General features: G+C 54.4%; 17 protein-coding genes. 4 read left to right on the top strand and 13 right to left on the bottom strand.

Annotated features, from left to right (window positions below; translation table 11 throughout):
- Positions 1-260: 260 nt before the first annotated feature.
- Positions 261-743, top strand: coding sequence for a toll/interleukin-1 receptor domain-containing protein (locus tag GFB49_RS13650; protein ID WP_343032578.1), 483 nt, complete (start codon positions 261-263; stop codon positions 741-743).
- A 287-nt stretch (positions 744-1,030) separates the two neighbouring features.
- On the opposite strand, the gene GFB49_RS13645 is transcribed toward GFB49_RS13650, so the two are convergent.
- Positions 1,031-1,429, bottom strand: a complete 399-nt coding sequence (locus tag GFB49_RS13645) for a hypothetical protein (protein WP_153216441.1) — start codon at positions 1,427-1,429, stop codon at positions 1,031-1,033.
- A 618-nt stretch (positions 1,430-2,047) separates the two neighbouring features.
- Here GFB49_RS13645 and GFB49_RS13640 point away from each other — a divergent pair.
- Positions 2,048-2,863, top strand: coding sequence for an SAM-dependent methyltransferase (locus GFB49_RS13640; RefSeq protein ID WP_153216440.1), 816 nt, complete (start codon positions 2,048-2,050; stop codon positions 2,861-2,863).
- A gap of 344 nt (positions 2,864-3,207) precedes the next feature.
- Here the strand turns inward: GFB49_RS13640 and GFB49_RS13635 are convergent, their stop codons facing one another.
- The 5 genes from GFB49_RS13635 to GFB49_RS13615 form a co-directional block, all read right to left on the bottom strand.
- Complete coding sequence (locus GFB49_RS13635) at positions 3,208-4,155, bottom strand: hypothetical protein (RefSeq protein WP_153216439.1); 948 nt, start codon at positions 4,153-4,155, stop codon at positions 3,208-3,210.
- Position 4,156: 1 nt separating this feature from the next.
- A complete protein-coding gene (locus GFB49_RS13630; RefSeq protein WP_153216438.1) occupies positions 4,157-5,971 on the bottom strand; it encodes an ORC-CDC6 family AAA ATPase in 1,815 nt (604 codons plus the stop codon).
- The gene (locus GFB49_RS13625; RefSeq protein WP_153216437.1) at positions 5,971-7,209 is read right to left on the bottom strand and encodes a metallophosphoesterase family protein; all 1,239 of its coding nucleotides are present in this window, start codon (positions 7,207-7,209) and stop codon (positions 5,971-5,973) included. The genes GFB49_RS13630 and GFB49_RS13625 overlap by 1 nt, the downstream gene beginning before the upstream one ends.
- The gene (locus GFB49_RS13620; protein ID WP_153216436.1) at positions 7,210-8,010 is read right to left on the bottom strand and encodes a DNA adenine methylase; all 801 of its coding nucleotides are present in this window, start codon (positions 8,008-8,010) and stop codon (positions 7,210-7,212) included. It lies immediately after the preceding gene.
- A 343-nt stretch (positions 8,011-8,353) separates the two neighbouring features.
- Entirely contained in the window at positions 8,354-10,639 is a 2,286-nt protein-coding gene (locus tag GFB49_RS13615) for an adenosylcobalamin-dependent ribonucleoside-diphosphate reductase (protein WP_153216435.1), read from the bottom strand.
- A gap of 186 nt (positions 10,640-10,825) precedes the next feature.
- Between GFB49_RS13615 and GFB49_RS13610 the strand changes: the two genes are divergently transcribed.
- Positions 10,826-11,257: a DUF1489 family protein gene (locus GFB49_RS13610; RefSeq protein WP_343032577.1), complete on the top strand. Its 432-nt coding sequence runs from the start codon at positions 10,826-10,828 to the stop codon at positions 11,255-11,257.
- Positions 11,258-11,326: 69 nt separating this feature from the next.
- A complete protein-coding gene (locus GFB49_RS13605; RefSeq protein WP_153216433.1) occupies positions 11,327-11,854 on the top strand; it encodes a DUF3291 domain-containing protein in 528 nt (175 codons plus the stop codon).
- Here the strand turns inward: GFB49_RS13605 and GFB49_RS13600 are convergent.
- The 7 genes from GFB49_RS13600 to atpD form a co-directional block, all read right to left on the bottom strand.
- Positions 11,851-12,954 carry a cystathionine gamma-lyase gene (locus GFB49_RS13600; RefSeq protein WP_153216432.1) on the bottom strand — a complete coding sequence of 368 codons (1,104 nt, stop codon included), beginning with the start codon at positions 12,952-12,954 and terminating at the stop codon, positions 11,851-11,853. The two genes, GFB49_RS13605 and GFB49_RS13600, sit on opposite strands and share 4 nt — an antisense overlap.
- Positions 12,955-13,137: 183 nt before the next feature.
- The gene (gene hisG, locus GFB49_RS13595) at positions 13,138-13,830 is read right to left on the bottom strand and encodes an ATP phosphoribosyltransferase (protein ID WP_153216431.1); all 693 of its coding nucleotides are present in this window, start codon (positions 13,828-13,830) and stop codon (positions 13,138-13,140) included.
- Positions 13,827-14,915 (bottom strand): ATP phosphoribosyltransferase regulatory subunit, encoded by a 1,089-nt coding sequence (locus GFB49_RS13590; RefSeq protein ID WP_153216430.1) that lies wholly within the window; start codon positions 14,913-14,915, stop codon positions 13,827-13,829. Before GFB49_RS13590 ends, hisG begins: the two co-directional genes overlap by 4 nt.
- A gap of 2 nt (positions 14,916-14,917) precedes the next feature.
- Positions 14,918-16,408: a histidine--tRNA ligase gene (gene hisS / locus GFB49_RS13585; RefSeq protein ID WP_153216429.1), complete on the bottom strand. Its 1,491-nt coding sequence runs from the start codon at positions 16,406-16,408 to the stop codon at positions 14,918-14,920.
- Positions 16,409-16,588: 180 nt separating this feature from the next.
- Positions 16,589-18,658 carry a methyl-accepting chemotaxis protein gene (locus GFB49_RS21260; protein ID WP_246149724.1) on the bottom strand — a complete coding sequence of 690 codons (2,070 nt, stop codon included), beginning with the start codon at positions 18,656-18,658 and terminating at the stop codon, positions 16,589-16,591.
- Between the two features lie 371 nt (positions 18,659-19,029).
- On the bottom strand, positions 19,030-19,440 hold the full coding sequence (locus tag GFB49_RS13575; RefSeq protein ID WP_153216427.1) for a F0F1 ATP synthase subunit epsilon: 411 nt from the start codon (positions 19,438-19,440) through the stop codon (positions 19,030-19,032).
- 11 nt (positions 19,441-19,451) lie between these two features.
- Positions 19,452-20,876: a F0F1 ATP synthase subunit beta gene (gene atpD, locus GFB49_RS13570; RefSeq protein WP_153216426.1), complete on the bottom strand. Its 1,425-nt coding sequence runs from the start codon at positions 20,874-20,876 to the stop codon at positions 19,452-19,454.
- Between the last annotated feature and the right edge of the window lie 15 nt (positions 20,877-20,891).

Below are 20,891 nucleotides of genomic sequence, written 5' to 3'. Positions count from 1 at the left end.
CCTTTCCAGCGCCCCCGAACAAAGGAGCAAATTCAATGGCACAATGTACAGCACCCGTGAACGGTCATCGCACGGCAAGTGGGGCCGCAAATTGCCCTGCTTGTCGAGGTGGTGCCCGTGGTTACAGGTCCTCTTTTTCTTATTCACCGTATCGCAGCCCATCCTATTCCTCATTGGGAGGTAGCAGCAGTTCACGTAGCGGTAGCGGTTCCAAATCTGGCGGAAGCACAAAACCGCGTTGGTCTAAGGCTGGCTCGACGGTGATTTACACACCAGTCGAAGTGCGAACACTCACTCCAGTGCGAGAAAACGTCGAGAGGCGAGCATCTATCCCCGACATTCGTGACGTTTTTCTCTGTCATGCATGGGACGACCGAGGAGGCCCGGCGAAAGAGCTACACGATTTCCTGGAAGCAGCTGGCGTTTCAGTTTGGTTCAGTGAGAAAGATGTATTGCTTGGTTCGAACCTTCTTCGTGAAATCGACAAAGGGCTTGTGAAATCGCGCGTTGGCATCGTTTTGGTCACCCCAGCACTTTTGCGCCGCCTTCAGGCCGAAGGAATTGCCGATAAAGAGCTTTCGGCATTGCTGGCGCGCGATCTTCTTGTCCCAATTGTCCATGAGACGACTTACGAAGAGCTACGCGAAGTGAGTCCCTTGCTTGGTTCACGAAGCGGCTTAAGCACTGCTGAAGATAACATGACAAATGTGGCGGCAAAGCTTGCGGAATTGGTGACGCTTTGATGAATTCAAAAGATGATACGGATCGGTAGCTGCCAACACTAATTAGGGGACGGGTCGTTCACCGTGCCGTCCCAAAAAGCCGATTGGGTTCCATAGGCAGACATTCGTTACAGCCACAAAGGAATGCCCAGTATGGGCTGTTCACTTCACTTTGCAAAGGTCGCTATCTGCCCATTGCCGTCGACCGCCCAAAGCGCCGAGATGGTCAGTGAGGGCTCAAACCAGGCTCTTACTTCGATGAGCCAGAATGACCAGATAAGGCCAGGTGCGCCTGCTAAGAGCGCGTCTTACCACTTTCGCCAACTTAGCCCCATTGTTGCGGCGATGGCTTCAGGGCAACCAGCCTGCACACGGCTGCGAAATGCACGGACAGATAGCCCGTTCTCAAGCGCAATTACTTCCCATTCATCATCCGGATTATGCGCTATCTCCCGTACTCCTTCGGTTGCTGCTCTTTCGCCCGACCAGCCTCGTTTGAGCCGTTGTTTGAAGGTTTGGAAGGCTATCCCATTTTCTTCAGCAACCGGCCATGCTGGAAGGCCGTTCTCTAATGTAGCTAAGCCGTCACGACGCCGATTTTCAAAGGCAGCACGATCATATGGGTATTGGGTATGCTCGCAGGGAACAGTCCACACCTTCGCTCCATTCTCAGCATCCTCTAAACTTACCGCTGAAGCGTCATTCAAAGGAAATGGCCTTAGGCCATAGCGGCATCAAAGCCACCAGGCATCTTCGCGACTTGCGGCTTTGCCGATTGTCTGACCGCCCAATGGAGCAACATCGTTGATCATCAATTCTCTCCGTTTCAAAAATGGTGTGAGTGGCTCGCTTGGAGTGCTCTGTTTGACTACATGTAAGCATTGCGGATCGCTGGTAAAACAGGTACGAGCGGCCATTTTTTACGCGATAGCAAACGGCTAATACGTCCTCGACCTGTCAATTCGACCAAGTAGGGGTTTCGGGTTTGCGGCGAACGTCCAGAAAGCGGGCTAACCACAGAAACCGAACGACGCTCCCAAAGTCGGCTCTGGGCCTCTCATGCCATTTGCCAGAGGAGCGGAACTCGGACATTCCCTGGCGCTTAGCCGGCGTCCACAGTCTGGTTTTTCTGGTCTTTTGCTGGATCGCGGCTCTGCATTTTCCGGGCGCGTCCCAGATACAACAGAAGCGGTAGATTTCGGTCGGCTTCACCATGATCTTCAGCTTGCAGAAATGCAGTTCCCTAATCGGAGCAATCCAACTCAGCGTTTCTGAACTTAGTATTTCGGACCGACCTCCTGAGCTCAGAACTCAGGAGACCAACCGTGACCACCAGCTCAACCGACGCCCGCAGCCTCGACCAATTTTACACCATCCCGACTATCGCCCGCCAATGCATTGCATTTTCCGAGGACCAGTTAGCGCATCACAAGTTTGATACTGTTTTGGAACCTTCAGCTGGTACCGTAGCATTTTCCAGCCAACTTGGTGAGGCTTGCCTTGCTCTCGACATCGCGCCTCGCGGACCAAAAATAACTCAAGCAGATTTTCTTCATTGGGCACCACCTCATGACCTGGGCAGCACCGTAACCATTGGGAATCCGCCATTTGGTCGGGTGGCACGAAAGGCGATTAAGTTCTTCAATAAGGCAGCGACTTTTGCAGATGCTATCGCCTTCATTGTGCCCCGTAGCTTCCGTAAGGATAGCATCCAGAGACAATTGGATCGGCGTTTTCACTTCGTCAACGAGCTTGTGCTGCCGGACGAAGCCTTTGTTTTCGAAGGTGCAGTGTATTCGGTGCCTTCTTGTTTTCAAGTCTGGGAGCGTCGCACGGATTTACGGCCAGCCTCACGTAAACCTACCACACATGCCGCATTCGCTTTTTGCACCCCCGAGGAAGCGGACTTCGCTCTTCAGCGCGTCGGCGCAAACGCCGGACGCATCAAATCCCTTTCCGAGGCCGGAAGCAAGAATTCGCACTACTTTCTGCGAGCGAACTACGACCCTTGTCTCCTGCGAGCACAATTCGAACTGATCGACTTCGATACAGTTCGGCAAAACACAGCGGGTTGCCCTTCGATCAGCAAGTCTGAGATTGTGCACCTGTTTTCTGAAATTCTGGGCCAAACAACTATGTAGGAGATATCCATAGGTGGCACTGATGAGGTTTGTTTTTTCAGCGGTGTCACAACCGTTATGGCAGTGTTGGATTGAACCGCACCGAGTCCTCCAAAGCTTCCAATTCGAGAGAAGATTGGAGTCACGGGAACCGCCGACTGAACCGACGGGGCTTCAACAATGAGCGGGAAACGGTAGGATGTTACAAATGTGAACCCGCAGATCCAGAGATGGGAACCAGACGTCGATTGCGGATGTCGCTCCCCTCGGCACGCAGTTCTTGGGTACTAAGTGAAAGCCATCAAATAGGAGACTATGAGATGCACGGCTCGGACTATGACAACCTTGAGCGTTCCCACAATGTATCAATCCTGAGGCTCTCCAAATATGGCAGCAGATGAGAACCTCAAAGCAATCCTTTGGCCAGAAGCAAATGCATTAGATATCTGAGGGTCGCCAGATTTGTGGGTCGAATAATGCCAAACTCTTACATCTGGATGAAACCGAACAGCAATAAGCAAACTAAAAACAGCAAGGATTTTAGGTCCCATTGGCAGTAGGAGCACTCGGTGGGTAGATTTCTTGTGCCTCACCAATTCAAACAATGAAGAAAAGGTCTCTTCGGGCTCGGAGAGATTGTAGTTGACAACGTTTTTCGTGTCACCAATGAACTCAAACTCGTAGTTGGCCTTTTTTACAGCATCCTCGAATTTAGGGTCTGTTCCTACCGGAGAAAAAACATACATCTCATCTGGCTCAAGACGATCTTGCGCGCCGATGACTTTCCCAAACTCATATCCAGCACCAACAATCATGCAGAGCTTTTGAGTGCTCGACCGAGACGACCCGGAAAACTCAGGCGAGATCGGTCCAAACTTGGTGACGGTTTCTAATTTCAGTTCTGGCTTTGAGAAAGTCTGTGGAAAGTACAGAACTTCCAACGATCTAATCACTGACCTGTTCCTATAGATCGCCAGTACCAAATCTGCAATCAAGCCGCGGTCCAAAGAGCTAAAGTCAACAGAAATTTCAAACCCAGAATCCCGGAAGGTTTGGCTAAGGCGCCCTATTTCCAGAACAATTTCAGACTTTGAGGAACACGCCTTGGCTCGACCTCCCAATAAGTTACTGTAAATCTCTTTGTTCTCTAAATAGCTATGAAGGTTTTCTGCTTCATAGTCGAAAACGAGAACTTCTTGGTAAACATCCAGATCCTCTGACAGCATAAACTGAGACGACCTGGCTTCGTATCCCAATGCCCCGACCAAAACTCTTGGAAGAGACTTTTCTGCGCACGAAATAGGTTCAGACATTTTAGTCCTCCCAGTCGAATAAAGCTGTCTGGGCAGTTGGCTTATGGAACCCAAGGTGGGAGATCTTTCTTTCACTGCCTGTCTGCGTTGGAAGGGGGTACCAAGGTGAAAGCTGGTAAGAAACTCTAAATCGTAAGCCTCGCAGATCCAAATGGAGCCCTCGCTGATTGGATTCATCGAGAATTATCGCTCCCGTGTTTACGGCAATTCCCAATATCTTAAGGGAATAGTCATCCATGCTCTGCGCAACTTTGAACGCGAGCTGCGGTTCAGGAGAAAACGCACTCGAGATCAGCTTCGTGTAAAGAGCTTCCCCAAAGTTGTCGACTACATCAAGAACATGCGACATTTTGTTGTTGATGGGATCAAATGGGACGGACTGGGTGGCAACAAGCGCTCTAAACCTGTTCACGTTTTTTTCAATGACACTTTTCAATGCACCCTGAGCCGGCTTGCCATCAGTCATACACTTAATGATGTCATCACAATAGAAGTGGACAGCTCTCGGGTTTTGCTCAGTCAACTTGAGGAGCTGATCGTAATTATTAAAGTAGTGGTATGATTTTCTGGAGAGCTTTCGGCCTTGCCCTTTAGTGAAAGACCGAAGGTAATGATTGCGAAACTCAGAAATCCCTCCCAATTTCCTAACTGAAGGTGCTCTATCGTGCTCCGTGTATTGTGGAATTCTTGGTATCTCTATCCCATTGTCGCTGAGGTGCGCGGCGAACGATGTATCTTTCTTTGCCAAGCTTCGAAAAATTGCCTGGTACTTCCTCTTGCGATGACCGTTCTTGTCAAACGCCAGTGTAGTCTGATCTGCTGCAGAGTTCACATACTCGATGAAATCAGTGGCCTTGAGTCCTTGCCCTTCGCAAATCCTGGAGACCAACTCAGAAGAAAACTGGTAGCTTTCGTTCTTGAATTTTCCACTCAATGTAATGGTTTCGAAGTCATGTCCTTCTCTTGGGCTGATGCGGGCACTCTCACTCTCTTTGACAAAGTCAATATACGGGAACAACGAGAACTTGATGACCGCACGCCTGTCAAACGAACGCAAACGCTCATAAATTGATGCCAAGATGAACTGCGGTGCAATTTCCATCTCGTCAAAATGGAGAGCCCACTTCCTAACGCCGGTCAGGTCTTCCATGATCGTAAAGAATCCCTGCAGCATGATAAACAAGTCCAACGGCTCTTCAGCCTCAATGCGGGAAAAGTCGGGATCATCAAGGGAGTTTATCAGGGCTGACCTTCTGTTTTGCCGCTTGAGGAGGGCAAGGCGTAGGCCCAAAAAGGACTTCGGCCTCGTTGGCAAACCCCAAAAATCGGCGCAGTTCTCGCAGATCTTTGCTTCGACCGAAGGAGAAATATCAATGCACCAATCCGGCTTTTCCGAACCATACTCGCATGCGATCTCTGCTGCATCTTGAACCGACGCGATAACTTCATAAAGACAGTAATCAACAAACAACGCGTTCTGAACAAACCGAACAGTTTCTGCGTTTATGCTTGAGCGGCCCAAACTTTGCATGCCTTCGAAGGCACTGGCTTCACCTTTCCAAAGTGTGTCAGCAGGAATGTATAACGGAACGTGGTCCAGCTTGAAATCTTTGAAAGCAGGGCGCTTCTTGAGTTCGTGGAGTCCCGAAGGCGTTAGGAGCTTGAGGATCGTTGTTTTTCCGATTCCCCTGGGTCCCACCAGTACCTTGCTTTGAAACCCGATGATCTTATCGAAATCAGTTGGCTTCACAAACGATCGAGCGATTTGTTTGGGATCACTGTTTCGCGCATTGTAAGCGGTCGAGGCTTCGGACATCAGTCATCCTCCGCATAAAAAGCAAACTTCTGAACGCCATGCGAGGCAATCATCTCAACGGAATGAGTTTCTTTCAGTAGCTTCTGAAGATCGAAAATATCATCTTGTGTCAGGTATCTTAGATCGGGGACTTCATCAAACGCACCCTTACCTCGCAGTGTCCCACCTTCCGAAACAACGGAGCTAATCTTTTCCGCCATGTCCTTGAGAGAGGATTGACGGCCAAATCCAATTAAATGGGTCATTCCTGTCGACCCAGCTTTTTCCCATTGACCTGCGACCCAGTCCCAGCTCGCTATCTGCCCGGATATTTCTTTAGTGTTTGGGTTCAATGCGAAATCCAGTATGTGGAACTGGCACTTATATCTTTCCTGCATTCCAGGATAAGGAGTGGCGGCTAAGCTGGATGCCGAGAAAATCCATGGCGAGTTTTGACGCTCATTATATCGTCGAAAATTCACAAAATGCTTGTGTCCATGGAGTAGGAAGCACGGCTTACCAGTATCCTGAAGCATCGTAAGGAAGTTATCACCGTTTTCGATGTAATCTGTTTCAACATCCTGGAGCTTGTGCACTCTCGTGGGGTGATGGTGCATTGCGATGACGAACGCGCTACAGTCTGAAGAGGTGATGCTCGCTCTTATTCCGCTAATTAACTCGTTACTGATAAAGCCTTTGTTCCACAGGTCAGCTTTCCTTTGTCCTTGGTATCCAATTAGCGAAGTAGTATCGACAAGAACCAATCCCACATCCCCCTCTTCGATAACCGCGAATTGGTTGCCATGGTAATCCCTTCGAAGTTCGGGATCAGCCATCGGGAAAGGAGGGCGCAAATTCTTCAGTATCGAATCTGGCGATCCGTTCTGAAAATCGACTTCATGTGAAGCAACATCATGGTTTCCACTGACCGCGCAAATATTTGATATACTAAGATCATTGGCGATGTCATTCAGCTGCTGCCAAATTAACTGAAGTACCCCTCTCTTGCATTGATGAGCCATGTCACCGAGGCAAATTAGAAAGTCGATGTCCTGATTCAAGCCAGCATCTATCAGGTATTCTGGGACAGCGAGTAGCCGGTTTGCCTTTGTCGTGCGATCTTCAATGTAGACACTGCCCCGCGTAGATCCATTGTAGCCGCCGATACTGCTGCTGCCAGGTTTCGATTGGGAGCTTTCCGTTAAGTTGAGAAGATCCTTTGACATTGCATGGATGTCGCTAATTATGAGAAATTTCATTTACGCCAACACTGCAATAAGTTCTTTTTGACTATTTCGCCTACTCTTAAAGCCCCCCACGTTTCTGGAAACGCTGACTTCCTCCTGAATACAATCACCAAATAAATCGCGAAATTCAGGACATTCGCGGTAAGAAACAACAACGCGACATCCTCTGTTGGCCCATTTTCTCGCTGAATCCGACAGACGAATTAGATCATCGTGCGAAAACGTCTTGGGCCCATATTCGCGGAAAACTCTTTGCCCTTCGGTGTAATATGGCGGATCCATATAGACTGTTCCGCTTCTGGGTTTCACCAACGTCAAGAAATTCTCAAAGTCAAGGCTGTGAAATTCCACATCTCGGATCAGCTCTGAGAAGCCAAAGAAGCTTTCTTGATCAATCAGTTTGAGGCGACCTCCGCCAAACGGCGTATTAAACTGGTTTTTTAGGTTTGTCCGATAAATACCGTTGAAGCAAAGGTGGTTGAGGTAGAGAAAATAAGCAGATCGCCGAACACATTTCCTCAGTCGATTGAATTCAGATCGCACCCAATAGTACGTCTCTTTGTCGGCGGGAAGCGTTGAGTAAGTTTTCCAGAGTTTCTCAGGGTGGGTGCGCGCATCGCGATAGAAGTCGACCAAAGAACCATTGAGATCATTGAGGTAAGCGTCTCGCGGACTGTTACGAAAAAACAGCACCGCGGAGCCTGCAAATGGCTCATAGTATTCCTTGTCAAAATCAATATAGCGTTCCAAGCGGGAAGCTATTGGAAGCTTGCTGCCTGCCCAGCGTATCGGTTTCGTTTGGTGAGCCTTCAACGCAGTCTTCTTCTCTTCAAATCTAATATCTTACAACACTTCGGTAGCTTGTTGGGATCACCATAGGCCCCATGATGTTCGATGCCAAGATTGTTAGTTGTGCTGTCGCGCCCCGCAGCGTTCTAAAATCCTGGTTCGTGGCGGCAATGGACCGTTTCACTAAATGCAACCGTCAGAACGGAAATAATCGCCAAACACCTGATCGGTCTTGCTTCACTCCCAGAAAGGTATTTGCCACCGACCGATAGGGGCGATGGCAAACTTTTAGTGGTCAGAGTTGCAATTTATGCTGGTCAAATTGCAAACTGATGTGGGTTTTCACAGGAACGCCAAACGCGTCAGATCACCCGCATTTTGAATAGCCGCAGCTGGTGCAGGTCATGCACCCTTCGACCATCTGCAAAGTGAATTCGCCGCACGACGGGCAAGCTTTGCCGGGGCGCTGATCCAGGTTCACAACCTCGGCCTGCGGATCCGATTTAAGCCCCATGCCCTCGCCTTCGATAAAGCCGATCTTGACCATATGGGTCTCGATCACACCGCCGATGGCCGCCAAGATCGATGGGATGTATTTCCCTTTTACCCAGGCTCCACCGCGCGGATCAAACACGGCTTTCAGCTCTTCCACCACAAAGGACACGTCCCCACCTCGGCGGAACACAGCCGAGATCATCCGTGTCAGCGCCAGGGTCCAGGCGTAATGTTCCATGTTCTTGGAGTTGATAAAGACCTCAAACGGGCGGCGATGCCCGCCGATGATGATGTCATTGATGGTCAGGTAAATCGCATGTTCCGAATCCGGCCACTTGAGCTTGTAGGTCGATCCTTCCAAGGACTGCGGACGGTCCAGCGGTTCGGACATGTAAACCACTTCCGCGCCTTCATCTGATTGCGGCGTCTCGGCCCCCTCACCCGGTGCCTTTTCGCTGCTCTCCGACACAGACAGAACCGAGCCGGTCACATCGTTGGGTCGATAGGTCGTGCAGCCCTTACATCCCTGATCCCAGGCCTGCATGTAAACATCCTTGAAATCATCAAAGGAAATGTCTTCCGGGCAGTTGATGGTTTTGGAGATCGAGCTGTCGATCCATTTTTGTGCCGCCGCCTGCATCTTCACGTGCGCGGCTGGTGCCAGCGTCTGTGCATTCACAAAGTAGCTCGGCAGGGCCGCGTCCGCGCCGAATTTATCGCGGAACATTTTGACCGCATAATCCACCACTTCTTCTTCGGTGCGGCTGCCATCCTTCTGCAAGACCTTCCGGGTGTAAGCATAGGCAAAAACCGGCTCGATCCCGGATGACACATTCCCCGCATAAAGGCTGATGGTGCCGGTTGGCGCGATGGAGGTCAGCAGCGCATTGCGGATGCCGTGTTCACGGATGGCGTCGCGCACGTCCTCGTCCATGTTCATCATATTGCCGGACGCCAGATATTTTTCCGCGTCGAACAAGGGAAACGCCCCCTTCTCCTTGGCCAAATCCACCGACGCCAGATAGGCGGCGCGGGCGATCGCGTGCAGCCAGCGATCCGTCTGACGCGCCGCTTCGTCGGTGCCATATTCCAGCCCCAGCATCAAAAGCGCATCCGCCAGTCCTGTCACCCCCAGACCAATCCGGCGTTTGGCCTGTGCTTCCTGCGCCTGTGCGTCCAACGGGAATTTGGACACATCCACCACATTGTCCATCATCCGCACAGCCGTCGCCACCAGCGCTGACAGGGCTGTGGGATCCAGCTCCGCGTCCGCGTCAAACGGGTTCTTCACCAAACGCGCCAAGTTGATCGACCCCAACAGGCAGGCGCCATACGGCGGCAGCGGCTGCTCGCCGCAGGGGTTTGTCGCGCAGATATCCTCGACATAGTTCAGGTTATTGGCCTTGTTGATCCGGTCGATAAAGATCACCCCCGGTTCCGCATAGTCAAAGGTCGCCTGCATGATCTTGTTCCACAGATCCCGCGCCTGCACGGTGTGGTAAACTTTATCCGCAAAAACCAGCTCCCAAGACCCATCAGCTTTGACGGCTTCCATAAAATCATCGGTGACCAGAACCGACATATTGAACATCCGCAAACGTGCGGGGTCGGATTTCGCGGAGATAAAGGCCTCAATATCCGGGTGGTCACAGCGCATCGTCGCCATCATCGCCCCACGGCGCGACCCCGCAGACATGATGGTACGGCACATGGCGTCCCAGACATCCATAAACGACAATGGCCCCGATGCATCTGCGGCCACACCCTTCACATCCGCCCCCCGTGGACGGATGGTCGAGAAGTCATAGCCGATCCCGCCACCTTGCTGCATTGTCAGCGCCGCTTCTTTCAGCATGTCAAAGATGCCCGCCATGCTGTCCGGCACAGTGCCCATGACAAAACAATTGAACAGTGTCACCTGACGGGCCGTGCCTGCACCGGCTGTGATACGTCCCGCAGGCAAAAATTTGAAATCTTCCAGCGCGGCATAAAATGTCTCTTCCCAGGCCTCAGCGTCCTGTTCCACACGCGCCAGGTCACGCGCAATCCGGCGCCAGCTGTCTTCGACACTTTGGTCAATCGGCGTGCCATCCGCTTCCTTGAAACGGTATTTCATATCCCAGATTTGTTCAGCAATGGGGGCAGCAAAGCGGGTCATTCAGTGGTTCCTATGAATCGGGTGCCTGGAAGAGACGGGATCGATACTACAGGGCTCGTGAAAATCACAATGCGAAAAAAGCCACTCAGCAGCAATTTACTGACGAGCATACCACAAGACCTTGCCCCCGCCAAACCGTGACCTACAATATACCGCAATTTCTTGGGACGACTCTGTGGGGAAGCTGTGGATAAGACAGTCAATCTGGTGAAACTTTCGGTTGGCACGGAAAGCGTGGAAACTTTGGCGGCCTGGCAGGCGGAATATGCGGCGCGTTGGCCGGATGGGCTGCCGCGCCACGTGACCCGCATGTGGCCCAAGCGCGAGACTGAAATCCTGAATGGCGGATCTATTTTTTGGGTGATCAAAGGCCAGATCCAATGTCGCCAGCGCATCCTACGGATGGAGGAAGTCATTGGCGAGGACGGTGTGCGGCGCTGTGCCATCGTCTTGGAGCCGGAGATCCACATGACCCAAACCGCGCTGAAACGTCCCTTTCAGGGGTGGCGCTATCTGAAGGTCGAAGACAGCCCGGCGGATCTGTCAGGCACTCGCAAACAAGAAGAGCCTTTGCCAGCAGAACTGTCACAGGCGCTCGCGGAAATTGGTGTGATCTGACAAAGCGGCGCGCGATTTGACAGATCAATGGTAAGGCTGTTTCACCCCGCGCGCTGAGAGGTCACGCCCATGCCCCTTGCCCTTTACACGTTTGGTCTGTTTCGCAAACCCGCAGATGATCCTGCCAATGACGGGTTTTATGCGCTGAATGACCGCGTGTTTGACGAGGTGGATCAGGCCCCCGGTCTGATCGCGCGCTCTGGCTATGCCTCGGATCCGGGCCCCGCGCCCTGGGGCGATGAAGTATACCCGCCCTTCTACACAGAAAAGGGCGATGGGTGGTCACCCGCCACCCTATCATTGTGGGAGGATTTGGAGAGCATCCTCGCCTTTACCTATGGTGGGCTGCACAAGGTGGCATTGGACCGTGGCGGCGACTGGTTCCAATCTGGCGCGTGGCCGCCGCTGGTGATGTGGTGGCATACGGGGGCTGCAGACAATCCCACCTGGAGTGAGGGCGTCACCCGTTACATGCAGCTACACGAGGCAGGCCCAAGCCCCGCGGCATTCTCATTTCAAACGGCATTTGACCGAAACGGCGCAGTGCTGCGCCCGGACCCGGCCCGGATCAAAGCGATGAAGCGCCCTGCCCCTTAGAGCGCGGCTTCAATCGCTGCCCATAACTCCTCCGCCGGTTCAATCCCAACCGACAAGCGCACAAAGCCCGGATCCACCGCATCGCCCCAACGTGCACGCCGTTCAGCCGAAGAATGCACACCGCCAAACGAGGTTGCCGGGCGGATCAGAGGGCAGTCATTGATGAAGGCCTCTGCTGTGGCCTCATCTGCCAGCGTAAAGCTGATCAGGAAGCCAAACCGGCTGCATTGCGCGCGCGCCAGATTATGGGCCGGATCCTGCGGCAGACCTGGGAAACGAAGGGTTTGGACGCTGGGATGTTCGGCCAGCCGCGCGGCAAGGGCTTCCGCGTTGTGGCACATGCGGTCAAAACGCACCTCCAACGTCTCTAACCCTCGATGCAACAGCCAGGCGGCGTGTGGACCTGGAATGGCACCAGAGTAAAGCCGCCAGTCCGTTATGGCCTCCATCACATCATCATTGCGGCTGGACACATGGCCCAGCAGCAGGTCCGAATGCCCGCCCATCGCCTTGGTGTCAGAAGAGACCACGATATCGACGCCCAAATCCAATGGACGCTGCCCCAGCGGTGTCAGCGTGGTGTTGTCGGCGATGGTGATGCCGCCCGCCGCCCGCACGGCCTGAGCCGTTGCCGCAATATCCATCATATCCAGCCCCGGATTGGAGGGGCTTTCAAGGAAAACCACATCAAACCCGTCAAAGCCGCCATCCTCAAAGGCCGCCGTTGGGCGCTCCACCACCGTGACGCCGAGCTGTGCCAGAAACCGATCCGCCAGCAGCCGCGTGGTGTAATAGCCATCAGATGGCAGCAACAGCCGGGTCTTGCTGCGGCAGGTGGCAAAAAGTGCTGCTGAAATTGCCGCCATGCCCGATGGGAAAAGGCGCGTCGGCGCCTGTTCGAGCACGGTGAGCTGTTTTTCAACGTCATTCCAGGTGGGATTGGTGGCCCGTCCATAGAAATCAGAGCCATCGGGCTGCCCGGGCAGGTGAAACATCGAGGCCGTGGTGATGGGCGGGGCGATGGGGGCACCTTTTGCCAACTGGTTTGCGCGCAGATGCAAAAAGGCTCCGGGGGCGAAGGGTTTGGGCGTGTCAGTCATGGGGCCTCTCACGGTCTTGGTCGTGGCTACTGAGGCAGAGCCGCCTGTCAAAGGCAAGAGGCATCGGGCAGAGAAACATCAAGGCCAGGGCTCCCGCCCCGAGATCGGGCATTAAAATGCCCGTCCTCGCGTTGGGCATGGCCCGCGCGTAAAGCGCGCGGGCGGTCGCGTTCGATGGCGGGCTTAGCTGTCCAACAGATCCCGAAGTTGGTTCAGCGTCGCCTTATCCTCGGCCTCGTATTTGGCCGTGCGGCTGCGCCACAGGGTGGCTTGTGATTTGAGCACCAGGCCATCCGAGAGGATTTTGAGGTGATTGGCGCGCAGAGTTTCACCGGTGGAGGTAATGTCTGCTATCATCTCAGCCGTTTCGTTTTTGACGGTGCCTTCGGTTGCCCCTTGGCTGTCGACAAGCTGGTAATCGGCAACACCGGCATCGCCCAGAAACTCGCGCACCAGACGGTGGTATTTGGTTGCGATGCGCAGGCGGTGGCCGTGATCGACGCGAAACCGGGCTGCAACGGCATCCAAGTCATCCAGCCCATCCACATCGATCCAGAACTGCGGGACCGCAAGGATCAGATCGGCAAAGCCAAACCCCAGCGGCGCGACCTCTTCGACCTGTTGCTCCCAACGTGGCAGTTTCTCCAACAACAAATCCGTACCGGTCACCCCAAGGTGGATACGGCCTGCTGCCAATTCGCGCGGCACTTCGCTGGCGGACAACAGCACCAGTTCAACCCCGTCAATACCGTCTACGCGGCCTGCGTATTCCCGCTCGGACCCTGTACGTGAAAGTGTCAGCCCGCGTTTGGCAAACCAGTCAAACGTCTTGTCCATCAGACGCCCTTTAGAGGGCACACCCAGTTTCAGGCTCATTGTGCACCCTCCTCGAGCTGCAGCATCAGATCGGGACGCAGAACCGCACCGACGGCTGGAATTTCACGGCCGTTGCCCAGATACCGCGTCAATGCATCATAGCGACCGCCGGTTGCGATTGCTGGCAGATCGGGACGGTTGTTGGCATAAAAGCCAAAGACAAACCCATCGTAGTATTCCATCGAGGTGCGCCCATAAGACGCTTCGAATTCCAGGTTATCCACGTCAATGCCGCGCGCGCGCATCGCAACAACCCGTGCATCCAGCCGGTCAAGCGCATGTGAAATGGTTGGCAGATCAACGGCAACATCCCGCAGTTGCTCCACCGCAAAAGGGATCGTCTCACGCACCGCAAGCAGCGTTTCCAGTGCCGAGATCTCATTCTCCGAGATCGGAGCCACTTTTGCATCGGCTCGCAAAGCCTCCATCCGGGCGTCGATATCAGCGGCGCGGCGTTTGCCAATTTCGGGTGCCGAGGCTGACACGGCCCCTTCGGTGCTGAGGAGTTTTTCGCGGTGTTCGCTGACCGTCGTACGTCCGGCGAACCGATCCAGCAGCGATTTGAATCGGCGGGGTCGCCAGATGTGGCGCATCAGGGCGGATTTGCGTAGATCAGAGGTGTTCAAACCCTGAACCGCAGCCGTCAAGATACCGATGTCGCCACAAGCTGGACGCACCGGAAGATCACGCAGCTGCATCGAAATCAATGCAAAAACTTCGGCATCCGCAGCGGCAGGATTGGCGCGGTCAAACACCTCATATCCCACCTGCACATATTCATTGGCGCGATCAGGGTCATGTTCCTGACGGCGAAACACCTCGCCCGCATAGGTGTAGCGCGCAGGCTCAGCGCTTTGGCGCATGTGCCGCTCGACCACGGGGACGGTAAAGTCCGGACGCAGCATCTGTTCACCACGCAGCGCATCCGAGGTCACATAGGCGCGGGCCCGGATATCTTCGCCATAAAGGTCAAGCAGTGTTTCCGCCGATTGCAGGATCGGCGGTTCAACCAGTTTGGCGCCTGCTGCCTCGAAATTCATCCGCAACCGCTGGGCGCGGGCTTGAATGTCAGACGTATTGGCCATTGTTACTGTTCCTGACTCTCTAAGATTTCACGCACCTTGGCCACCAGTTCCCCGCGCGCGACTGTGAATTGGCTGGGGCGTTCTTTCCACTCTTCCAACGTGGCGTTCTCGGCGATCTTGGCCCCTAGGATCAGATCTTTGATCTGAATGATGCCTTGCGCTTTTTCATCGCCGCCTTCGATTACAGCAATGGGAGAGTTGCGTTTGTCCGCATATTTCAGCTGGTTGCCAAAGTTCTTGGGATTGCCCAGATAAACTTCGGCCCGAATGCCTGCTTTGCGCAGCTCGGCCACCATGGCCTGGTAATCGGCCATCCGGTCACGATCCATGACGGTCACCACAACCGGGCCGGTTGGCGTCGCGGCCAGACGTCCCTTTTCGCGCAGCGCGGCCAGCAGACGATCGACGCCAATTGAGACCCCCACCGCAGGCACTTCCTGTCCGGTGAAGCGTTTGACCAAGCCGTCATAGCGGCCCCCGCCCGAGACAGAGCCAAACTGACGTTTGCGACCTTTTTCATCCAGGATTTCAAAGGTCAGTTCAGCCTCAAACACGGGCCCCGTGTAATAGCCAAGCCCGCGCACAATGGAGGGGTCAATCAACACGCGGTCCGCGCCATATTGCGAGGCGGCCAACAGTTCGCCGATCTGTTCCAGTTCCGCAATACCATCTTGGCCAACCTTGCTGTCGCCCACCGCGTTGCGCAGGTTTGCCATGGTGCCTGCCACGTCGTCCGCCTTGGACGTCAGGAACGCAATCACAGGATCAGCCTGCGCTTCGCCCAGACCAACACCGTCGATAAAGGCACCCGAGGCGTCCAGCCGCCCTTTGGTCAGCAGTTCGCGCACGCCGGCCTCGCCCACCTTGTCGAATTTGTCGATGGTGCGCAGAACATCATCACGCTTGGGGTCGTCCTCGGCCAGGCCCATGGCCTCCAACACGCCATTCAGAACCTTGCGGTTGTTCACGCGCACCAGATAATCGCCGCGTGGAATGCCAACGGTTTCCAGGGTGTCCGACAGCATCATGCAGATCTCTGCATCCGCCGCCATGGACGCGGTACCAACCGTGTCCGCATCACACTGATAGAACTGGCGATACCGTCCCGGTCCCGGCTTTTCGTTGCGCCAGACCGGCCCCATTGCATAGCGACGATAGGGCGACGGCAAATCATTGCGAAACTGAGCATAAACGCGCGCCAACGGAGCGGTGAGGTCATACCGCAGGGCCATCCAGTCGCCCTTGTCGCCCTCCTCCGCTTCCTGCCAGGCAAAGACGCCTGCATTGGGACGATCCACATCCGGCAGAAACTTGCCCAAAGCTTCCACTGTTTCCACAGCAGAGCTTTCGAGCGCGTCAAACCCGTAATGATGGTAGACACCCGCAATGGCCCGCAGCATCTCTGTGCGTTGGGTCACCTCTTCACCAAAATAGTCACGGAACCCTTTGGGCGTCTGCGCCTTGGGGCGGGGCTGTTTCTTGGTCTTGGCCATAGTGGCCTCCTCGCAGGTGTCGTTATGTTACGACCGGCGGAATAGCCCATGCGCCGACGCGCGGCAAGGCAGAGCGTCGGAGGTTTTCCACATCCAGCGGCAATCCCCCTGCCCAGCAAACAGGAAAACGACCCGCGCCTTCATCAAAAGGCGCAGGCAATTGTCATTGTAACAGCAGCTCTAGGCCGCCTGTTGCGCCAGACCACTCTGGCCAACAGTGGCGTCGCTGGGCAGTTTGAACCCTTGCACCATCTCGGACAGGCCAGATGCGTCAGAGGCCAGCAAATGCCCCGCTGCGGTTGTCTCTTCCACCATGGCCGCGTTTTGCTGGGTCACCTGATCCAGCTGGGTCACGCCGACGTTGATTTCATTCAGACCTGTGGACTGCTCAGACGCACCGGTTGCAATATCTGTGACCAGTTCAGAGATATGGTTGACCTGACCCACAATATTGTTGAGCGCTTCGCCCGCCCGTCCCACAAGATCCACACCTTGGCGAACCTGGTTGGAACTTTCACCGATCAGCTCTTTGATCTCGGTTGCGGCCTCCGCAGAGCGCAGCGCCAAGGCCCGAACCTCAGAAGCCACCACCGCAAAGCCACGGCCTGCCTCTCCGGCACGCGCGGCTTCAACGCCCGCGTTCAACGCCAAAAGGTTGGTCTGGAAGGTGATGTCATCAATCACGCCAATGATCTTGACGATCTGGTCCGAGGATTGCTCGATCTCATGCATGGCTGTGACGGCATCCTGGACAACCACGCCGCTGTTTTCAGCTTCTTGGCGTGCGTCAACCATGATCCCTTCCACCCGGCGTGCACCTTCGGCCGAAGAGGCAACCGAAACGCTGAGCTGTTCCAGGGCAGCGGCGGTTTCTTCCAACGTTGCGGCCTGGCTTTCGGTGCGATGCGACAGATCATCTGCCGCCTGGCTGACTTCGGTTGCTCCGCTTTGAATGCTGGTTGATGCCTGGACAACCTGCTGGAGCGAGCTTGCCAAAGTGCGAACAGTCGAATTGAAGCTGTCCCGCAGGGCGGCGTATTCGGTCGGGAAATCCGACGTAATGATACAGTTCAGATCCCGATTAGACATGCGCCCCAATTGCGTATCCAGTTCGGAAATCACCAATTTGCGATCCCGCTCTTTGGCGACCAGAATTTCTTCGGCCTCCTTCAGCGCGACGCGCGTGGTGTCCATGGACCGGCTAAGCTGACCCATTTCGGTTTGCGCATCCACATAGGCCGGGCGGAAATCAAATTCCTTGCGCGCCAGGCGATCCAGATCTCCTTGCACGGTGTCCATCTGCGTATTGAACGTCCGCAACAGTTTGAAACCAAGGCCCAAACAAGCGAAGGCTGAGAGGAAGATCAAGACGCTGTCAAAAATCAGACCGGTCAACGCAGCTTTCTTGGCCTTGGTCGCCTTGGTGATCAGGATATCTGCCATGTCCACTTCGACATCGTGCAGGTAATTGACCCATTCGGTCGACAGGGCAAACCATTCCTCCGCAGACATATATGGGCGGTCAAGGGCCGGGCCTTCGGTGTCCACACGATAGATCACGTCCTTCAGGCCGATTTCAACAGCGCGTGCCTCAAGGTCCAGCCCCGGCAGATACTCACTCAATACGGCTTGGGCGCGGTGCAATTGTTCAAATTCAGCTGCACCATAGGCAACAAAATCATGGTAATCCTTCAGATCGCCGCCACCTTCCGTGAAGACAGCAACACCCGCAGCCCGCTGTTTGCCCGCCGCTTCCTTGGCCAGGTCCAGCGCAACAACGCCGGAAGAGATATTGACCAGTTCCGAGTTGGACTGGTGCAGCAGCTCGGCCGCGGATTCATCCAACAGAGCTGTAATCGCTTTGGAAAACGCCTGCTTGATCTCGCGCGCTTCAATGGCACCACGGTCAACTTGGTCGCGCATCACCGAAAGCTCCATATTGCTGCGCAAAATATTTTGCGCCAGCTCATGGGTCAGACGGAAATCTTCGTCCACCTTACCGCGGGTTTTGTCCAGTTCCGCTTTCAATTCAGGTGACTCTTTTTTGAGGTAGCGCACACTGAGACCGCGCTCCACCTGCAGATAATGCACAAGGTCCGCAATCAGCAGCGCTTCTTCGGTCGTATGCAATGTCTTGTTCGCATTTCTGAGATCAGCGAAATCGCCGAACGCCTTGAGCCCCCCAATCATAAGAAGGGCGAATGTAGGTACCGCAATCAGCAACAGTACAAAATTCCGTAACGTCATCATCAACATCCCCTGTTGAACTTCACCATTTAATAATCGTGCACCCGACACGCGAGCGATCACGCCTTTCAGCTGCTGGATGCAGGCTCATTCGGAGCTTCTGGGATTGTTGGTTCCACCCAATCCGTCTTCTCCCAAGCGCTACAACACGCAAAACAGTCGCAATACCGTGGTTCACATTTTGAAACGGTATCTGTGCATCGTATGAAGAAGACCTTTCAACTCAATTAAGTGATCGTAAAATGTATGAATATCAAAATATTAGCATTTAACTTTTGCAAAAAAGATAAGTTGAAAACTCACCTTTATGCACAAAAAAAAGGCCCCCGAATTGGGGGCCGATTCGTTTGTCTCTTTTATGCGATCTGAGCAGGTCAGAGACCGATATGGGTGCCCAGGGCTTCCATATCTGCCAACAGTTTTGCCGCGTCGCTGACGAGGTCGTGCTGTTCGTTGTCCACTGCTTCCTTGTGTGCCGCGCGTGCCTCTTCGATAAAGGCATCCAACTGCTCACGTGTCAGCTCAGAGGTCGGAACCGCTTTTTCGGCCAAGACCGACAGGCCCTCGACGCCGATTTCAGCAAAACCGCCGGTAACCACATATTCCGAGTTTCCTTCCGGGCTTTCGACCTTCAGGAGACCCGGGCGCAGGGTGGTGATGGTCGGCGCATGCATCGGCATTGCCGTCATGTCGCCTTCCGCGCCTGGGATCACAACCGCGCTCGCCTGGAGCGAAGCTAGGCTTCGCTCGGGGCTTACGAGGTCAAATTGCATGGTGTCAGCCATCGGGATACTCCTTAGGCCGCTTCAGCAGCCATTTTCTCGGCTTTTGCGATCACTTCGTCGATGCCGCCAACCATGTAGAAAGCGCCTTCGGGCAGGTGATCGTATTCGCCAGCAACAACCGCTTTGAACGACGAGATGGTGTCTTCCAGCTGAACCTGAACACCGTCAGAGCCGGTGAAGACTTTTGCAACGTCAAACGGCTGCGACAGGAAGCGCTGAATCTTACGCGCACGTGCCACGGTCAGCTTATCCTCTTCGGACAGTTCGTCCATGCCAAGGATCGCGATGATGTCTTGCAGCGACTTGTAGCGTTGCAGGATCTGCTGAACGTCGGAGGCGACTTTGTAGTGCTCTTCACCAACGATCTGCGGGTCCATCAGACGCGAGGACGAGTCTAGCGGGTCAACCGCCGGGTAGATACCCAGCTCAGAGATCGCACGGTTCAGAACGGTTGTCGCGTCCAAGTGAGCAAAGGTTGTCGCAGGCGCCGGGTCGGTAAGGTCATCCGCGGGAACGTAAACAGCCTGGATCGAGGTGATCGAGCCGTTCTTGGTCGAGGTAATACGTTCCTGCATCGCACCCATGTCGGTTGCCAGTGTCGGCTGGTAGCCCACAGCAGACGGGATACGACCCAGAAGCGCGGACACCTCGGAACCCGCTTGGGTAAAGCGGAAGATGTTGTCGACGAAGAACAGAACGTCGGTACCGGATTGGTCACGGAACTGTTCCGCCAGGGTCAGACCTGTCAGAGCAACACGGGCACGCGCTCCCGGAGGTTCGTTCATCTGACCGTAAACCAGAGCCACCTGAGAATCTTCCAGGTTGTCAGGCTTAATAACGTTGGATTCGATCATCTCGTGGTAAAGGTCGTTACCTTCACGCGTACGTTCACCAACACCTGCGAACACCGAGTAGCCCGAGTGCACTTTTGCGATGTTGTTGATCAGTTCCATGATCAGAACGGTTTTACCAACGCCCGCACCGCCGAACAGACCAATTTTACCACCTTTGGCGTAAGGCGCCAGCAGGTCGATAACTTTGATGCCTGTTACCAGAACTTCGGATTCGGTGGACTGTTCGTTGAATTCCGGCGCTTCCTGGTGGATCGCGCGAGTCTCGGTCGCGTCTACAGGCGCGCCTTCGTCAACGGGCTCACCCACAACGTTCAGAATACGACCCAGGGTCGCGTTCCCAACGGGGATGGTGATCGGCGCGCCGGTGTCGACAACTTCCTGGCCACGAACCAAACCTTCGGTCGCGTCCATCGCGATGGTACGAACGGTGTTTTCACCCAGGTGCTGGGCAACTTCCAGAACCAGTTTCTTACCGTTGTTGTCGGTGGTGATGGCGTTCAGGATCGCGGGCAGTTGGTCGTCAAACTGGACGTCTACAACGGCGCCGATGATCTGGGTCACCTTACCTTTTGCATTTGCCATTTTATGGTCTCCGGT

This window comes from Tritonibacter litoralis, assembly GCF_009496005.1.
Lineage (GTDB): Bacteria > Pseudomonadota > Alphaproteobacteria > Rhodobacterales > Rhodobacteraceae > Epibacterium > Epibacterium litoralis.
The sequence above is the reverse complement of the archived record's forward strand: the minus strand, read 5'-3'. Positions and strand labels throughout refer to the sequence as shown.

Bases quoted from the DNA above. Each gene is read 5' to 3' on its own strand.
- GFB49_RS13635 (WP_153216439.1), bottom strand. From the start codon at position 4,155: ATGTCTGAACCTATTTCGTGCGCAGAAAAGTCTCTTCCAAGAGTTTTG.
- GFB49_RS13630 (WP_153216438.1), bottom strand. From the start codon at position 5,971: ATGTCCGAAGCCTCGACCGCTTACAATGCGCGAAACAGTGATCCCAAA.
- GFB49_RS13625 (WP_153216437.1), bottom strand. From the start codon at position 7,209: ATGAAATTTCTCATAATTAGCGACATCCATGCAATGTCAAAGGATCTT.
- GFB49_RS13615 (WP_153216435.1), bottom strand. From the start codon at position 10,639: ATGACCCGCTTTGCTGCCCCCATTGCTGAACAAATCTGGGATATGAAA.
- GFB49_RS13605 (WP_153216433.1), top strand. From the start codon at position 11,327: ATGCCCCTTGCCCTTTACACGTTTGGTCTGTTTCGCAAACCCGCAGAT.
- GFB49_RS13600 (WP_153216432.1), bottom strand. From the start codon at position 12,954: ATGACTGACACGCCCAAACCCTTCGCCCCCGGAGCCTTTTTGCATCTG.
- hisG (WP_153216431.1), bottom strand. From the start codon at position 13,830: ATGAGCCTGAAACTGGGTGTGCCCTCTAAAGGGCGTCTGATGGACAAG.
- GFB49_RS13590 (WP_153216430.1), bottom strand. From the start codon at position 14,915: ATGGCCAATACGTCTGACATTCAAGCCCGCGCCCAGCGGTTGCGGATG.
- hisS (WP_153216429.1), bottom strand. From the start codon at position 16,408: ATGGCCAAGACCAAGAAACAGCCCCGCCCCAAGGCGCAGACGCCCAAA.
- GFB49_RS21260 (WP_246149724.1), bottom strand. From the start codon at position 18,658: ATGATGACGTTACGGAATTTTGTACTGTTGCTGATTGCGGTACCTACA.
- GFB49_RS13575 (WP_153216427.1), bottom strand. From the start codon at position 19,440: ATGGCTGACACCATGCAATTTGACCTCGTAAGCCCCGAGCGAAGCCTA.
- atpD (WP_153216426.1), bottom strand. From the start codon at position 20,876: ATGGCAAATGCAAAAGGTAAGGTGACCCAGATCATCGGCGCCGTTGTA.